At 60.2% G+C, this 13728-nt stretch carries 16 protein-coding genes; 6 read left to right on the forward strand and 10 right to left on the reverse strand.

Annotated elements, in window-relative coordinates; translation table 11 throughout:
* Window positions 1–7 precede the first annotated feature (7 nt).
* On the reverse strand, window positions 8–1195 hold the full coding sequence (locus CBW22_RS18255; RefSeq protein WP_088517428.1) for a M20 metallopeptidase family protein: 1188 nt from the start codon (window positions 1193–1195) through the stop codon (window positions 8–10).
* Between the two features lie 264 nt (window positions 1196–1459).
* Complete coding sequence (locus CBW22_RS18260; protein ID WP_088517429.1) at window positions 1460–2371, reverse strand: LysR substrate-binding domain-containing protein; 912 nt, start codon at window positions 2369–2371, stop codon at window positions 1460–1462.
* Window positions 2372–2475: 104 nt separating this feature from the next.
* Here CBW22_RS18260 and CBW22_RS18265 point away from each other — a divergent pair, with 104 nt between their 5' ends.
* The 3 genes from CBW22_RS18265 to CBW22_RS26815 all read left to right on the forward strand — a co-directional run bounded on the left by CBW22_RS18265 (window position 2476) and on the right by CBW22_RS26815 (window position 3681).
* A complete protein-coding gene (locus CBW22_RS18265) occupies window positions 2476–3180 on the forward strand; it encodes an SDR family oxidoreductase (RefSeq protein ID WP_088517430.1) in 705 nt (234 codons plus the stop codon).
* A 208-nt stretch (window positions 3181–3388) separates the two neighbouring features.
* The gene (locus CBW22_RS26810; protein WP_254919537.1) at window positions 3389–3520 is read left to right on the forward strand and encodes a hypothetical protein; all 132 of its coding nucleotides are present in this window, start codon (window positions 3389–3391) and stop codon (window positions 3518–3520) included.
* Window positions 3521–3549: 29 nt separating this feature from the next.
* A complete protein-coding gene (locus CBW22_RS26815; RefSeq protein WP_254919538.1) occupies window positions 3550–3681 on the forward strand; it encodes a hypothetical protein in 132 nt (43 codons plus the stop codon).
* Window position 3682: 1 nt separating this feature from the next.
* Here the strand turns inward: CBW22_RS26815 and CBW22_RS18270 are convergent, their stop codons facing one another.
* Entirely contained in the window at window positions 3683–4615 is a 933-nt protein-coding gene (locus CBW22_RS18270) for an AraC family transcriptional regulator (protein WP_088517431.1), read from the reverse strand.
* Between the two features lie 160 nt (window positions 4616–4775).
* On the opposite strand from CBW22_RS18270, the gene CBW22_RS18275 reads away from it, so the two are divergent.
* A complete protein-coding gene (locus tag CBW22_RS18275; RefSeq protein WP_088517432.1) occupies window positions 4776–5510 on the forward strand; it encodes an SDR family oxidoreductase in 735 nt (244 codons plus the stop codon).
* Between the two features lie 79 nt (window positions 5511–5589).
* Here the strand turns inward: CBW22_RS18275 and corA are convergent, their stop codons facing one another.
* From corA to CBW22_RS18290, 3 genes are all read right to left on the reverse strand, one after another.
* Window positions 5590–6558 (reverse strand): magnesium/cobalt transporter CorA, encoded by a 969-nt coding sequence (gene corA / locus CBW22_RS18280; RefSeq protein ID WP_021508858.1) that lies wholly within the window; start codon window positions 6556–6558, stop codon window positions 5590–5592.
* A 96-nt stretch (window positions 6559–6654) separates the two neighbouring features.
* The gene (locus CBW22_RS18285; protein ID WP_021508856.1) at window positions 6655–6975 is read right to left on the reverse strand and encodes an AzlD domain-containing protein; all 321 of its coding nucleotides are present in this window, start codon (window positions 6973–6975) and stop codon (window positions 6655–6657) included.
* A complete protein-coding gene (locus CBW22_RS18290) occupies window positions 6965–7639 on the reverse strand; it encodes an AzlC family ABC transporter permease (RefSeq protein WP_021508855.1) in 675 nt (224 codons plus the stop codon). The genes CBW22_RS18285 and CBW22_RS18290 overlap by 11 nt, the downstream gene beginning before the upstream one ends.
* A 102-nt stretch (window positions 7640–7741) precedes the next feature.
* On the opposite strand from CBW22_RS18290, the gene CBW22_RS18295 reads away from it, so the two are divergent.
* Window positions 7742–8290: a helix-turn-helix domain-containing protein gene (locus tag CBW22_RS18295; protein ID WP_058758972.1), complete on the forward strand. Its 549-nt coding sequence runs from the start codon at window positions 7742–7744 to the stop codon at window positions 8288–8290.
* 108 nt (window positions 8291–8398) lie between these two features.
* Complete coding sequence (locus CBW22_RS18300) at window positions 8399–8920, forward strand: GNAT family N-acetyltransferase (RefSeq protein WP_088517572.1); 522 nt, start codon at window positions 8399–8401, stop codon at window positions 8918–8920.
* Here the strand turns inward: CBW22_RS18300 and CBW22_RS18305 are convergent.
* Genes CBW22_RS18305 through CBW22_RS18320 form a run of 4 tightly spaced genes read right to left on the reverse strand, consistent with a single transcriptional unit; the run spans window position 8917 to window position 13556 of the window.
* On the reverse strand, window positions 8917–10317 hold the full coding sequence (locus tag CBW22_RS18305) for an ABC transporter ATP-binding protein (protein WP_088517433.1): 1401 nt from the start codon (window positions 10315–10317) through the stop codon (window positions 8917–8919). The two genes, CBW22_RS18300 and CBW22_RS18305, sit on opposite strands and share 4 nt — an antisense overlap.
* The gene (locus CBW22_RS18310) at window positions 10317–11093 is read right to left on the reverse strand and encodes an ABC transporter permease (protein ID WP_088517434.1); all 777 of its coding nucleotides are present in this window, start codon (window positions 11091–11093) and stop codon (window positions 10317–10319) included. The genes CBW22_RS18305 and CBW22_RS18310 overlap by 1 nt, the downstream gene beginning before the upstream one ends.
* 2 nt (window positions 11094–11095) lie before the next feature.
* On the reverse strand, window positions 11096–12031 hold the full coding sequence (locus CBW22_RS18315; protein ID WP_088517435.1) for an ABC transporter permease: 936 nt from the start codon (window positions 12029–12031) through the stop codon (window positions 11096–11098).
* Window positions 12024–13556, reverse strand: a complete 1533-nt coding sequence (locus tag CBW22_RS18320) for an ABC transporter substrate-binding protein (RefSeq protein ID WP_088517436.1) — start codon at window positions 13554–13556, stop codon at window positions 12024–12026. Before CBW22_RS18320 ends, CBW22_RS18315 begins: the two co-directional genes overlap by 8 nt.
* Between the last annotated feature and the right edge of the window lie 172 nt (window positions 13557–13728).

Consider the following 13728-nt stretch of genomic DNA (forward strand, 5'->3'; position numbering starts at 1 on the left):
ATTATTATCAGGAGAGTAAGTCGATCGCTATACGGGCCAGAGCCTGTGTGCCAGCGTGAATGCTGCGTTCATCCGGCTGATAGTCGGAGTTGTGCAGATGGTCGTCGCGCCCCGGCGCGCCAGAGCCGATATGGATCTGACAGCCCGGCACACGCTCGGTAAACAGCGAGAAATCTTCCGCGCCAAAGCTGCTGCTGGGTTTTGCCACCACCGGCTTGCCGAACTGGTGCGAGAGGATCGGCTCCAGTGCATCAATCAGCGCATCATCATTCATCAGCGGCGGTACGCCTCGCTGATAATTGACCTCAATACGCGTATTGAGCGACAGCGCGACACCGGCACAGATGCGGCGGAAAGCGTCTTCCATGTGAGCGCGCGCCTGCGGTGATTTAGCGCGGATGGTGCCCTGAATCAGGCAGCTGTCGGAGATGATGTTATGGGTGGTGCCGCCGTGGATATGGCCAATCGTCAGCACAGCAGAGTTCGCCGGATCGAGCTCGCGCGACACAATGGTCTGCAACTGCGTTACCAGGCTGGCGGCGGCAATGATCGGATCGGTACCCATGTGCGGACGGGCGGCGTGGGTGGATTTGCCGTGAATCACTACGTCGAATTCATCGCTGGAGGCGGTGCTGGCACCGCGCGTCAGGGCGATTTCTCCTGCGGCCAGCTCTGGCTTATTGTGCAGCGTGATCGCCACATCAATGCAGTCCGCTGCGCCGGCAGCAATCATGGCTTGCGCGCCGCTCTCTGGCGTCTCTTCCGCCGGCTGAAAAATCAGCCGCACCGTGCCGTGCAGCTGGCTGCGCAGGTCCGCGAGGATCGCCGCGACGCCGAGCAGCGTAGCCGTGTGGATATCGTGGCCGCAGGCGTGCATTTTACCCGGCCAGATGCTGCTAAACGGCAGACCGGTTTGCTCATGAATCGGCAGCGCATCCATATCGGCGCGCAGCAGCACGGTCTTGCCCGGCTGCGCGCCGGCAATGTCCACCATCACGCCGGTGCGGCCCACGCCGGTTTGCGGCGTCAGTCCGAGGCGCAGCAACTCCTGCTCCACAATGGCTGCGGTGCGGACGGTGTCGAAACCGAGTTCCGGATGTGCGTGAATATCGCGCCGGATGGCGATGAGGTGCGCCTGCATGCTTTCACTTCTGGCGCTGATATCCCTGGCTAAAAGAATTTTATGATCGGTCATGGTGGTAATACGGTTATGCAGGCTGTCGCCTGGCCGTTATGGCATTTTTATGAAATTCAGCGTTTTATTTATTCACAGCCCTCAGCAGATTGCAACGCACAATTCCTTCCCTTAATTGCTGAATTTGCGTGATATTTTTCTAAAACCCTGCCTGTGCAGGATAAACCTTATAAAATGCATGCTCAGTCAGTTATAACATTCATAATTCGCAGACAATCATCAGTTTTACTGATTTTGTTATTGAACATAAAAGCATCGCGTTGCTCAGCCATCAATCTTTGCTTTGCTCTGCTCCGCCTGACTGAGTAGCCACGCACGAACCGCACTCACCGTTGCCTGCTCACGCGGACGTCGCGGAGCCACCAGATACCAGCCGGCATCAACGGGCATCTCACGCTGCCAGGCGGGAACCAGCCGACCGCTGGCCAGATCGTTCTGCACAAAATGCGGGCTGGTCAGTGCGATACCCTGACCACTCAGTGCCGCTTCCAGCGCCAGCGCGGTCTGGTTGAAGCGCAGATGATGCTGATGCTGCAGCGACTGGCCAGGGAACATAAACGCCAGGAACGCTGGCCACAGGTGATGGCCATCATGCAGCAGCGGATAGCGCAGGCAATTTTCTGGCTGCGCTGCATCACCGTGTTGTGCCAGCAGCGCCGGGCTGACCACCGCCAGCACCGTCTGGCTAAACAGCAGCGTGGCCTCCAGCCCGCTACCAAACGGCGGTCGGCCATAGCGCACCGCCAGATCGACGCCTTCATGGTGAAACTGCACCAGCCGTTCAGAGGCCAGCACGCGCAGGTCGATATCCGGCCAGGCCGCGGTAAATGCCGGTAAACGCGGCAGCATCCAGCGGCTGGCAAAGGTTGGCGTTACGCTCAGCGTCAGGCGATCCGGCTCCGGGCGTAGCGTGCGCGTCGCCTCATCAATCAGCTCAAATGCCTGTCGAATGTGCACCGCATAGCCTGCACCGGCAGCGGTCAGCGCCAGCGAACGCGGCAGCCGATCGAACAGTTTCAGGCCCAGGCTGGCCTCGAGACCGCGAATATGCTGCGCAACCGCACCCTGCGTCACGCCGAGCTCTTCAGCGGTGAGGCGAAAATTAAGGTGCCGCGTCACGGCTTCAAATACCCGTAGCGCATTCAGCGGCGGTAATGCCTGAAAGCCCTGATTCATCCTGTAGTTTTCCTATCGTCAATTGCCAGCTGAGCTGACTCTCTGCGGCATCTCCCGGCCATTATACTGACATGACAGGATATTTAATTGATGAGGTGACTCACATGACAGTAGAAAAAGTTGCGGTAATTGTCGCAGGTGGCAGCGGTATGGGCGCAGCGGCAGCGGAGAAGCTGGCCAGCGAGGGTTTCAGGGTCGCGATTCTTTCCTCCTCCGGCAAAGGCGAGGCGCTGGCGAATCGTCTGGGCGGACTCGGCATTACCGGTTCGAATCGGTCAGTAGACGATTTGCAGCAACTGGTTGATGCCACACTGGCGCGCTGGGGACGTATCGACGTGCTGGTTAACAGTGCCGGTCACGGTCCGCGCGCGCCGATCCTCGAATTAAGCGATGACGCGTGGCAGCAGGGAATGGAAACCTACTTCCTCAACGTAGTGCGCGCTGTACGTCTGGTCACGCCGATCATGCAGCAGCAGGGTGGCGGCAGTATCATTAATATCTCATCGGCATGGACGTTTGAACCCACCGACATGTTCCCGACCTCGGCCGTGTTCCGTGCCGGTCTGGCTTCTTTCAGTAAAATCTTTGCCGACACCTACGCAGCTGAGAATATTCGTATCAATAACGTCCTGCCAGGCTGGATTGATAGCCTGCCGAAAACGGATGAACGGCGCGACAGCGTGCCCATGCAGCGCTATGGCACGGCTGCAGAAGTGGCGGCTACCATTGCGTTTCTTGCTTCGCCCGGCGCGGCTTATATCACCGGGCAAAATATTCGCGTGGACGGCGGCGTCACGCGCAGCGTGTAACCGGCTTTGCTGTGCCTGATGGTCACAGCGGCATCTGATATCCGCTGTGGCTATTACCTGCCTGCTAAGGAATTTCTCAGCCTGTTTTCAAGACTGGTCTTGTCGTTTCGCGGCCTTATAACACGTCAGAATGTTCTTATTCGCTGACAGAATTTTCTGTTCTCAGCTGCCGGATATTCCCGGTAAAACTTTCTGATTTGAGGTCGCTATGCCACTGCTTCTTCGTATGCGTCTGCACACGCTGCTGACTCCCGAACGCCATCTTGTCTGGCGTTTTCTGCTAACAGGTTGTGCATTTTTCTGGATTCTGCTGGTGGTTGCCGTGATGGGGCTGCGCTGATGAGTTGCTGGCTGTTGTGAGGGATGATTATGGTATTAATGTTATCGCCGCGCCTCAGTGCGCTGCTGAGTTTTTCCCGCCGGTTACTGTGCCAGCTGGCATTGGCTGCCAGCCTGCTGTTCTGGATTGGCGTAGTGGCGGCAATCGTCATCGCGTACTGACTTAATGTGCCTGTAGCCGCGCGGATAATTGTTCCGGCGGCAGCAGCGCAAATGCGCGTTTCATCACCCGCGCCTCGTCAGCCGGGGTGCGACCAAACATCCGCTTAAACTCCCGGTTAAACTGTGAATCACTTTCGTAACCGACGCGTGCGGCGGCACCGGCGGCGGTGAGATTATCGCGAATCATCATCAAACGCGCCTGATGCAGCCGCAGCGACTTGAGATACTGGATCGGTGAGGTCTGCGTGACGCTTTTGAAATGCAGATGGAAGCGCGGAACGCTCATGCCCGCTTCGCTGGCCAGATGCGGCACATCCAGCGGCTGCTGCCAGTCAGCATGAATGCGCTGCAACGCCCGCGCGATGCGGCCAAAATGCCCCTGATAGGTCAGCGCTGCGCGCACCGCACCGCCCTGCTCACCCAGCAACACACGAAAGCAAATCTCTTCTACCCGTGCCGGGCCTAAAACCTGCGCTTCCAGCGGATCGCTCAGCGCCTGCAACAGGCGCAGCGTGCTGTCCGCCAGCGTCTCATTTACCGGCGTCGAAATAATGCTGGCTGGTGTCTTCGCCAGCGGAATGTCTGCCGCTGCGACCTGCGTCACCAGGCGCGCCAGCGTGGCCGCATCCAGACGGATAGCCAGTCCCAGTAACGGTTCAGCCGAGGTCGCTTCAGTCTCAGCGGAGAACGGCAGCGGCACCGACAACACCAGATAGTGCTGTGCGTCGTAGCGATACATTTTGTCGGCCAGAAACGCCCGCTTCGAGCCCTGACAGATAATGATGATGCTCGGCTCATAAAGAACCGGCGTGCGCGCCCACTGCCGGTCGGCACGCATAAAGCGCACGCTGTCGAGCAGTGAAGCAGTATAACCTTCCTGCGGTGCCAGCTGGCGCAGCAGCGCGCAGGTCTGCTGTTGTACGGTTTGCGACATAACGGGTTTCCGGTGAGAGGTTCAGGCAAAGCATAGCCAGGTTTCTTCCCTGCTCACAACGGTGACGAGAGAATCAGGCAATGATACGCCACAATCCGGTCTGTTCGCTTTAGCCGGCGTTTTCCACAATAGCCTCGTCAACCAACACGAGGAAACCTTCATGGCTCATTCTAATGCGAAAGTGATTATTCTGACCGGCGCCAGCAGCGGCATCGGCGAAGCGATAGCGCGTCTGCTGGCCAGTCAGGGGCATAAACTGGTGCTGGGCGCGCGCCGTACCGATCGGCTGGCGATACTGTGTGATGAACTGCGTGCCAGCGGCGCGCAACTGGATTATCTGGCCACCGACGTAACGCAGCGAGCCGATACGCAGCAGCTGGCCGATTTTGCCCGCGATACATATGGTCGGGTTGATGTAATGATCAACAATGCCGGCGTTATGCCGCTGTCGCCGCTCAGTTCGCTGAAGGTGGATGAATGGGATCGTATGCTCGACGTCAACGTGCGTGGCGTACTGTACGGCATCGCTGCCGTGCTGCCAGTCATGGAATCGCAGCAAAGCGGCCATATCATCAATATCGCCTCGATTGGTGCGCTGGCGGTATCGCCGACGGCAGCGGTGTATTGCGCCACAAAATTCGCCGTTCGCGCCATTTCGGATGGCCTGCGTCAGGAATCGCGCCAGCTGCGGGTGACGGTCATTAATCCCGGCGTGGTGGAATCGGAACTGGCGGACACCATCACTGACGAGACCGCACGCGTGGCCATGCAGAGCTATCGTCAGATTGCGTTAAAACCCGAAGCCATTGCGCAGGCGGTGAGCTGGGCCATTAATCAGCCTGGCGAAGTTGATGTCAATGAGATCACGGTGCGCCCTACTGCCAGCGCGCATTGAGGCTAATGGAGCGTGGCGATTTCAGGCTGAAATCGCCCTGGCCTGCGCGTCTGGTGACAGCGCGCGCAGGCCATCACGCTTACAGCCAGCCCGCTTTTTTCAGCCGCCACCACATAACGAAACAGATCACCAGCGTGACCGCCAGCGCCGCCGGATAGCCAAAGTGGCTGTGCAGCTCGGGCATGTCTGAGAAGTTCATACCGTACATACTGAAGATGATGGTCGGCACAATCAGGATTGCCCCCCAGCCGGCCAGCTTTTTATTCACCTCACTCTGCTGTACCGAGACCAGCGCCAGATTCACCTGCATGGCGCTGGCCAGCGTTTCGCGCATATCTTCGGCATCAATCATGACGTGATGCGCGTGATCCTGCACGTCGCGCAGATAGGCGCGCAGATTTTTCGGGATGATATCTTCATGGAAGCGCACCAGCTGCGGACAGATCTCTGTCACCGGCATCGCCGCATTGCGCAACGACAGCAGCTGACGCCGCAAATGGTAAACATTCTCCAGCGTGACGCTGTCAAAGCGGGTGGTGAACATGCCGTCTTCCAGGTCAGCAATACGTTCACTCAGCGATTCGGTGATTTTGCTGTAGTTGTCGACGATAAAATCGAGAATGCAGTAGAGCGCGTAGCCGGGTCCCTGGCACAGCATGGCATGATTTTTCTCGGCTTTAGCGCGGATCGCTTTATAGCCCTCAACCGAACCGTGACGCACGGTAATCAGAAAATTTTTGCCGAGGAAAAAGTGGGTTTCGCCAAAGCTGATGCGCTGGCGATCTTCCATGTGTGCGGTTTTCACCACGATAAATACCGATTCGCCGTACTGCTCAATCTTGGGCCGCTGATGCGCCACCAGCGCATCCTCAATCGCCAGCTCATGCAGGCTAAACTCTTCCTGCAGCGTTTGCATGAACGCCGGATCGGGTTGATACAGGCCAAGCCAGACGAACGATTTTTCCTCTTTCAGCACTTCGCTGATTTGATCGACTTCGACATGCTCTTCGCGTTTGCCGTGGCGATACACCACGCAGTTAATCACCATTTTCGCGTTGTCCTTGTTGTACTCACTATCCCTAATCATAGCTGCAAAGCAGGTGCCAGTGCGCCGTCATCTTTGCGCCGGTCATCTCGCCGCCGCTTACGGCACGCCAAAATAGCGCAGCAGCGCCGTCATCACCGCCGCACCGATGATTACCAGGATCAATGGCGCGCGACGCCAGGCGAGAAACACCGCGAACAACACGCCGGTCAGTCGCGCGACGCCGGCGAAATCGGTGCCCTCAAACAGCGCGGTGGTGACAGCGACAGCCAGCAGCAGCACCGTTGCCGCGTCGGACAGCATGTTGCGCACCCGTTCCGACATGTGCATCCGGCTGCCCAGCCGGTAACCGGCAAAGCGAATCGCATACGTCCCTGCAGCCAGCAGCGCGATGCCGGCAATCACTAAACTATTTTGCATCTTTGCGCTCCCGCCAGCTCAGCAAACCGAGTAAAGAAAACAGCACCGGCATACCGGCTGGCACAAAAGGCGTTGCCAGTACGGACAGCAGCGCACCGAGGGTGGCCGGAATGCGCGTGCGACGCTGGCGCAGCGCCGGGAAAATCAGCGCGATCAGGATGGCCGGAAACACCGCGTCCAGGCCAATCGCCGACACATCAGGAATAAAGCGTCCAATCACCGCACCGGCAATCACCGTGAGCGGCCAGATGGCAAAAATACCCAGTCCGCAAATCCAGTAAGCCGCCCGACGCTGCGCCAGCTTCGGCTGTGAAATACCGAACACCACGCTCTCGTCATTCATGATATGGCAGCCCAGCAGGCTGCGTCCGCCCTGCCCGACCAGGTCTTTCACCGCAATGCCAAACGGCAGATGACGTGCGTTGACCAGTAAACCAGCAGCGGCAGCGGTTAGCGGACTGCCGCCGCCTGCCACGATGCCAATAAACAAAAACTCGGACGCCCCCGCCAGCACCAGCGTCGAGAGCGCAATCGGCACCCAGAGCGGAAAACCGTCGGCAGCGGCAAGAGAACCATAGGAAAGGCCAACGATGCCGTCGGCCAGACAAACAAGGAAGATCGCTTTCAATACGCCGCGATCAAGCGGTACGGCACCCAGACGCATCACAATTTGATCTCATAACGAACAAGAAAGCCGTTATAATGAACGCGCCGTACGTGTTTTACAAGATGAACAAATCGTTCGATATAAAGAACAGGAGTAATTGTGACCCCGCCCATTGCTATCATTGCCGCCGGACTGGTGCGCGAACGCCAGCGCGCCGGACTTTCGCTGACGGAAGTGGCGCGCCGCGCTGGCATCGCCAAGTCAACGCTGTCGCAGCTGGAGGCAGGCAACGGTAACCCCAGCATTGAGACGTTATGGTCACTGTGTGTGGCGCTGAATATTCCATTTGCACGGCTGATGGAGCCGGAAGTGAAAAAGATGCAGGTGATTCGGCGTGGCGAAGGCATGGTGGTGTCAGCAGAGTTAGCGGACTTTCAGGCCGCGCTACTGGCCAGCTGTCCGCCGGGCGGCCGCCGCGATCTGTATTTGATTACCAGCCAGCCCGGCGCACCGCGCGCGTCAAAACCGCATCCACCGGGTTCCGTCGAACACATCATCCTGGCTCGCGGCCGCGCGCGGGTTGGCCTGATGGAAGCGCCGGTCGAACTGTTCCCGGGCGATTATATTTGTTATCCCGCCGATGAACCGCACATCTTCGAGGCGCTCGAAGCAGACACCATGGCGGTACAGTTGTCAGAGCAGAATTAAAGAAGTTTCGCTGCGCCTGACTATCACAATTTCCTATGACTAATGCGGATGATTGCGCTGCGGCGCGGTGGCATGCTGTCAGCATCATTGGCAGAACAGCAGGAACATATGGACATTATTCCCGCGCAGCCGCATCACGCGGCGGCGATTCAGATGATCTACGCCTGGCACGTGCTGCACGGCACCGCAACCTTCGAAACGGAACCGCCGGCGGAGAGTGAAATGCTGCGGCGCATTAATGACGTGCATGAGCGCGGCGGTTACTGGCTGGTGGCTGAGGAGCAGGATCAGGTGCTGGGTTACTGCTATCTCGCGCCGTATCGTCCGCGTTACGCCTACCGCTTCACGCTGGAAGACTCTATCTATCTCGACCCGCAGCAAACCGGACGCGGCATCGGTAAGGCGCTGCTGCAAAAAGCGGTGGCGCTGGCCGAAGCCGCTGGCTTTCGCCAGATCATCGCGATTATCGGTGACAGCGCCAACCAGGGCTCGCTGGGAGTCCACCGGGCGCTCGGTTTTGAGCACACCGGCGTGATGAAATCGGTGGGTTACAAACATGGCCGCTGGCTGGACACCGTGGTAATGCAGCGGAGCCTCGGGCCGGGTGACAGCCAGCCGCCCGATCGCTAAGCCGCTTCCATGGCAATCACCCGATGCGTGCCTTTCTCCAGCAGATCGCGGTCATGACTCACCAGCAGCACCGCGCACTGCTGCTCACGCGCCAGTTCCGCGATCAACTGCCATGTTTGCTGCTGCACCAGCGGATCGAGGCGTGACGTCGGCTCATCGGCAAACAGAAATACCGGCCGCAGCAGCATCACCCGTAGCAGCGCGAAGCGCTGCAGTTCGCCGCCGGAGAGCGCCTCTGGTCGCCGCGTCAGCAACGCGGGATGCAAGGCCAGCCGCGCCATGAGCGCATCGCGCTGTGCCGGCGGGAGAGCGTGACGCCGCAGCACATCGTTGATGCTTTGCCCCAGCGTGCGCTGCGGCGGAAACAGCGCGGAAGGATCCTGATAGATTTTCTGATATTTCAGCGCATCCGCATCAGCGTGGTGCGTTACGCGGCCCTGCTGCGGCGCGAGCAACCCTAACAGCACGTCGCCGAAGCTGCTTTTGCCGCTGCCGCTGGCACCGTGCAGGCCAACGATTTCACCGGCGTGCAGCGTGAAATCGCGTGGCACACCCAATCTTTTGCCCCCGCGCGCCAGCACAATGTCCTGGGCGCTGATCACCGGCCTGGCACCGATCACCGTTTGCTGTCGGGCGGGCCAGACGGCCGGATCGGCAGCCAGCAGCGCGCGCGTGTAAGGCTGCTGCGGTGACTGAAACACCTGCTGCGCCGGGCCCTGTTCAATCACGCTGCCTTTATGTATCACCAGCACGTCGCCGCCCAGCTGGCGTGCCAGGGCGATGTCGTGGGTGATGGTCAACAGCATGCCGCCATCGGCCACTTCGCGCTGTAACAGCTGGCTGACTTCATCGCGGCGCGCCACATCCAGCCCTTTGGTCGGCTCATCGGCAATCAGAACCTGCGCGCCACCGGCACGGGCTGCCGCAAACGCGGCGCGCTGTGCCATGCCGCCGGAAAGCTGCCACGGATAACGCCGTGCCGCCGCGGCCAGGCCAAGCTGCTGCAGATCCTGCTGCGCCGCTGCAGCGCTGGCGGCGGGCGGCAAACCGCGCACGAAGCGATGCCCTTCCGCCACCTGTTGCTGAATCGCCATGGTCGGATCGAGCGACAACCACGGCTCCTGCGGCAGCGAAGCCAGCGTATTGCCCCACAGCCGACGCAGCTGCACCGTATCCTGCGGCAGCTGAAAGCGTCTACCGTTGATCATCAACTCACCGCTGGCCTGCAGCGATGGCGGCAATATCCCCATGATCGCCTGCGCCAGCAGACTTTTCCCCGATCCGGTTTCGCCGAGCAGCGTCAGCGGCCGACCGGGTTGTAGCCGCACATCCACCGGCTCAACCAGTGTTTCAGTCGCTGTGGCAACGCTCAGCCCGGTGATCTGTAATCCCTTCATCATCGCTCCTTTTTCATCAGCAGATTGAGGCTGATCAACAGTAAAAACAGTGCGGCTACCGGCTGCATCAGCAGCCACGGCGCTTCCCACGCAAACGGCAGCAGTTCGGTCATCATCAGGCCCAGCTCCGGCGTGGGCGGACGCACGCCAACACTGATAAAACCGAGCGCCGACACCACCATGATGGCACTGCTGAAAGAGAACAAGGTTAGCGTCAGCAGTACCGGTGCCAGCGCAGGCCACAGATGATGACGAAAACGATACCAGGCAGAGAACCCGAGCAGTTTGCTGGCCTGCATACCGGGCGCCTGCACAATTGGCCGCAGCGTGGCACGCGTGACGCGGAAAAATTCCACCCACAGCACCAGCGAAATGCCCAGCCACAGCATCTGGGGCGCGTCTGGCGCAATGGCGGCCAGTAGCAGTACCAGCAGCAATCCCGGCAGCGCGAGGCACATATCGCCGACGATGCTCAGCAATCGCTCAGGCCAGCCACCGTACAGCGCACTGAGCACACCGGTGAACACGCCCGCTATCAGCGCACTGATCACGCAAAGGGCTGCCAGCCCGAGTGACAGGCGCAGCGCGGCGCTGAGGCGCGTTAACATATCGCGACCAAGATGGTCGAAACCGAGCAAATGGCTGCGGTTCGGCGTCTGCAACATCTGCAGCAAATCCTGCTGTAGCGGATCGCCGTGCTGAATCAGCGGCAGCACAAACGCGTAAGCCAGCAGCGCCACCAGCAGTACCAGACCCACCCAGCGTGAAAACGTCATCTTCATGCGCGCGCCCCCCGGGGATCGAGCAGATGACAACCGGCATCCACCAGCATGTTCAGCAGGACAAACAGCAGGCCGAGCGTCATGGCGCTGGCCTGAATTACCGGTACGTCACGCGCAAAAATGGCGTGCACCAGAGCGTGACCGATTCCCGGCCACGCAAACAGGGTTTCCACCACCACCACGCCTTCCACCAGCCAGACAAACTGCATGCCAAACCACGTCAGCACCGGCGCGCTCAGATTACGCAGGCCGTGACGCAGCAGCAGGCGCGCGGGTGCCAGTCCTTTTTGCGCTCCCCAGCGATAGTAGCCGGACGACACCACCTGCCAGGTGGCTTCGCGCACCACGCGCACGCCGACGGCCGTCAGCGACAGGGCCAGCGTCAGTGCCGGCAACAGGAAATGGCGCAGCTCGCCGTGACCGGCGCTCGGCAGCCAGTCGAGTTGCAGCGCGAACAGCAGGATCAGCAGCAGGCCGAGTGCAAAATGCGGCACCGATTTCAGCAAGGCGGTCAGCCAGAACAGCGCACGGTCGAGCCGGCCGTTGGCGTGGCAACCGGCCCAGATGCCGAGCGGCAGCGTCAGCAGTAACGCCAGCAGCAGCGAGACACCCGCCAGCGCCAGCGTCTGGCCCAGCTGCCAGCGCAGCTCATCCATCACCGGCTCACCGGAAACCAGCGAGCGGCCGAAATTAAACTGCAGCAGATCGAAGAGCCAGTGCAGCAGCGCACTGCCGCCGCTAAGCGCTCCGTTCAGCTCCTGCTGTACCCGCGCCACCGCGTCGGCATCGACGCGATCGTAACCATAGCGCCCCGTGGCGATGCGCCACGCCATGTCGCCCGGCAGCGCCTGCACCAGCAGCCAGGTCAGTAATCCCACCGCCAGCACCACGAACAGCGCCTGCGCCATGCGCCAGCTGAGTTGTTTAATCATGGCTCCCCCAATGCATCTGGCGCAGGCCGAAGTGGCGTTCAAACGGATCGAGTTTGACGCCCTGCAGCTGGCTGTTAACCGCCGCCGACTGCTGATACCAAGCCAGCGGAATCACCGGCAGTTCCTGTTGCAGCGCGCGGGTGATGACGCTGCGCGCCCCGGCGCGGGCTGCGCCATCAGTGGATTGCGTCAGCGTGTGGAGCGCCGCGTCGAAGCCTGCCGCATGCCAGTTCATCGCCCCCCAGTCACCGCCGTGGGTGCCATAATCCTGCAGCAGCGTTCCGGTCGGATCGGGCGTCAGGGCAAAATTGCGCGCAAACAGCGCCAGCTGCAGACGGTTGTTGTGGTGCTGTGCCGGGATCTCGCTGGCGTTGGTCGCGTTGATTCGCACGTCTATGCCAACCTGACGCAGCTGCTGCTGAATCACCATCGCCATCAGCGGCAGCTCAGGGCGATCGGGATAGGTCAGCAGCGTCAGGCTAAAGCGCTGGCCGTTGCGCGTCAGTACGCCATCCGCGCCGCGTTGCCAGCCGGCCGACTGTAATAACTGAGCAGCCTGCTGCGGTTGATAGTGCAGCGGCGTGAGTGCCGGGTTGTGCCACTCTGCCATGTTAGGGGGAAACAGCTGGCTGGCTGCGCCCGGATAACGCAGCACCGCCTGCGCCAGCGCGTTGCGATCGATCGCCATGCTGATTGCCTCACGCACCGGCAGTTCCGCCAGCAGCGGATCGGCCAGATTAAGCTTCAGCATCAACGTGCGCGGCACCGGAATCGCCGGAATGTGCAGCGACGCTTTGCGTGCCAGCCGCTGCCGGCTGGCGGCATCAAGGTTAAACACGTAATCTGCATCACCGCTTTCTGCCAGCAGCGCACGGGTTTCCGCGCGACCGGTCGCCAGATAGCTGGCGGCGGCAATCGCCGGTTTCTCGCCCCAGTAATCCGCGAAGCGCGCCACCGTCAGCGACTGCGGCGGCTGGAAGGAAGTAAGCTTAAACGGTCCGCTGCCAATAATGCGCGTGATGTTGCCCTGCGCATCCCAGCTGGCCAGTGCGAGGATTTGCGAGCGGCTTTCCGCCAGGACCGACAGCAGCGGCGTGAAGGGTTCACGCAGCGTGATGGTGACAAGCTGCCCTGCCCCGCTGATGTCGGCGATTGGCGTTTTGTCCAGTAAGCCCGCTTTGCCGCGTGCGGTGTTGAGTGATTTCACCACGGCAACCGCATCCAGCAGCGAACCATCGTGAAAATGCACGCCGTCGCGCAGCTGGAACTGCCAGCGCAGCCCATCGTCAGAGACCTGCCAGCGCTGCGCCAGCGCCGCCACCGGCTCACCGCGTTCGTTCACTTCTACCAGCGTTTCAACCACATCCATGCGCAACAGAATGTCGCCGGAGAGCGCCGGATCGCTGCCTTTAATTTCAAACGGTGCGGCAATCCGCACCGGTTTTTCGGGGGTGCTCGCCGCCACAACGGCGCAGGAAGCCAGGCCGAGCGCCGCAGCGATCAGCAAATTATGCATTGATTTCATTAAATTTTCCGAATAAACCGTTACACTATCATCGAATCAATTACGTTATAACATAACAATTCACACTTTAACACACGGCGATTGCAGGGAATTCGTCAGCCGCTTGTTGCCTTTTAACCTTCGCGACAGGTTAACGCTGCGCGCGGCAGCGTGGCTGAGGTATGCTTGAGAA

Origin of the sequence: Pantoea sp. VS1 (assembly GCF_002207995.1) — a bacterium.
GTDB classification, from domain to species: Bacteria; Pseudomonadota; Gammaproteobacteria; order Enterobacterales; family Enterobacteriaceae; genus Pantoea; species Pantoea dispersa.

What these genes read in the sequence shown, in the direction of transcription:
- CBW22_RS18255 (WP_088517428.1), bottom strand. Translation starts at nt 1,195, where the DNA reads ATGACCGATCATAAAATTCTTTTAGCCAGGGATATCAGCGCCAGAAGT.
- CBW22_RS18260 (WP_088517429.1), bottom strand. Translation starts at nt 2,371, where the DNA reads ATGAATCAGGGCTTTCAGGCATTACCGCCGCTGAATGCGCTACGGGTA.
- CBW22_RS18265 (WP_088517430.1), top strand. Translation starts at nt 2,476, where the DNA reads ATGACAGTAGAAAAAGTTGCGGTAATTGTCGCAGGTGGCAGCGGTATG.
- CBW22_RS26810 (WP_254919537.1), top strand. Translation starts at nt 3,389, where the DNA reads ATGCCACTGCTTCTTCGTATGCGTCTGCACACGCTGCTGACTCCCGAA.
- CBW22_RS26815 (WP_254919538.1), top strand. Translation starts at nt 3,550, where the DNA reads ATGGTATTAATGTTATCGCCGCGCCTCAGTGCGCTGCTGAGTTTTTCC.
- CBW22_RS18270 (WP_088517431.1), bottom strand. Translation starts at nt 4,615, where the DNA reads ATGTCGCAAACCGTACAACAGCAGACCTGCGCGCTGCTGCGCCAGCTG.
- CBW22_RS18275 (WP_088517432.1), top strand. Translation starts at nt 4,776, where the DNA reads ATGGCTCATTCTAATGCGAAAGTGATTATTCTGACCGGCGCCAGCAGC.
- corA (WP_021508858.1), bottom strand. Translation starts at nt 6,558, where the DNA reads ATGGTGATTAACTGCGTGGTGTATCGCCACGGCAAACGCGAAGAGCAT.
- CBW22_RS18285 (WP_021508856.1), bottom strand. Translation starts at nt 6,975, where the DNA reads ATGCAAAATAGTTTAGTGATTGCCGGCATCGCGCTGCTGGCTGCAGGG.
- CBW22_RS18290 (WP_021508855.1), bottom strand. Translation starts at nt 7,639, where the DNA reads ATGCGTCTGGGTGCCGTACCGCTTGATCGCGGCGTATTGAAAGCGATC.
- CBW22_RS18300 (WP_088517572.1), top strand. Translation starts at nt 8,399, where the DNA reads ATGGACATTATTCCCGCGCAGCCGCATCACGCGGCGGCGATTCAGATG.
- CBW22_RS18305 (WP_088517433.1), bottom strand. Translation starts at nt 10,317, where the DNA reads ATGAAGGGATTACAGATCACCGGGCTGAGCGTTGCCACAGCGACTGAA.
- CBW22_RS18310 (WP_088517434.1), bottom strand. Translation starts at nt 11,093, where the DNA reads ATGACGTTTTCACGCTGGGTGGGTCTGGTACTGCTGGTGGCGCTGCTG.
- CBW22_RS18315 (WP_088517435.1), bottom strand. Translation starts at nt 12,031, where the DNA reads ATGATTAAACAACTCAGCTGGCGCATGGCGCAGGCGCTGTTCGTGGTG.
- CBW22_RS18320 (WP_088517436.1), bottom strand. Translation starts at nt 13,556, where the DNA reads ATGAAATCAATGCATAATTTGCTGATCGCTGCGGCGCTCGGCCTGGCT.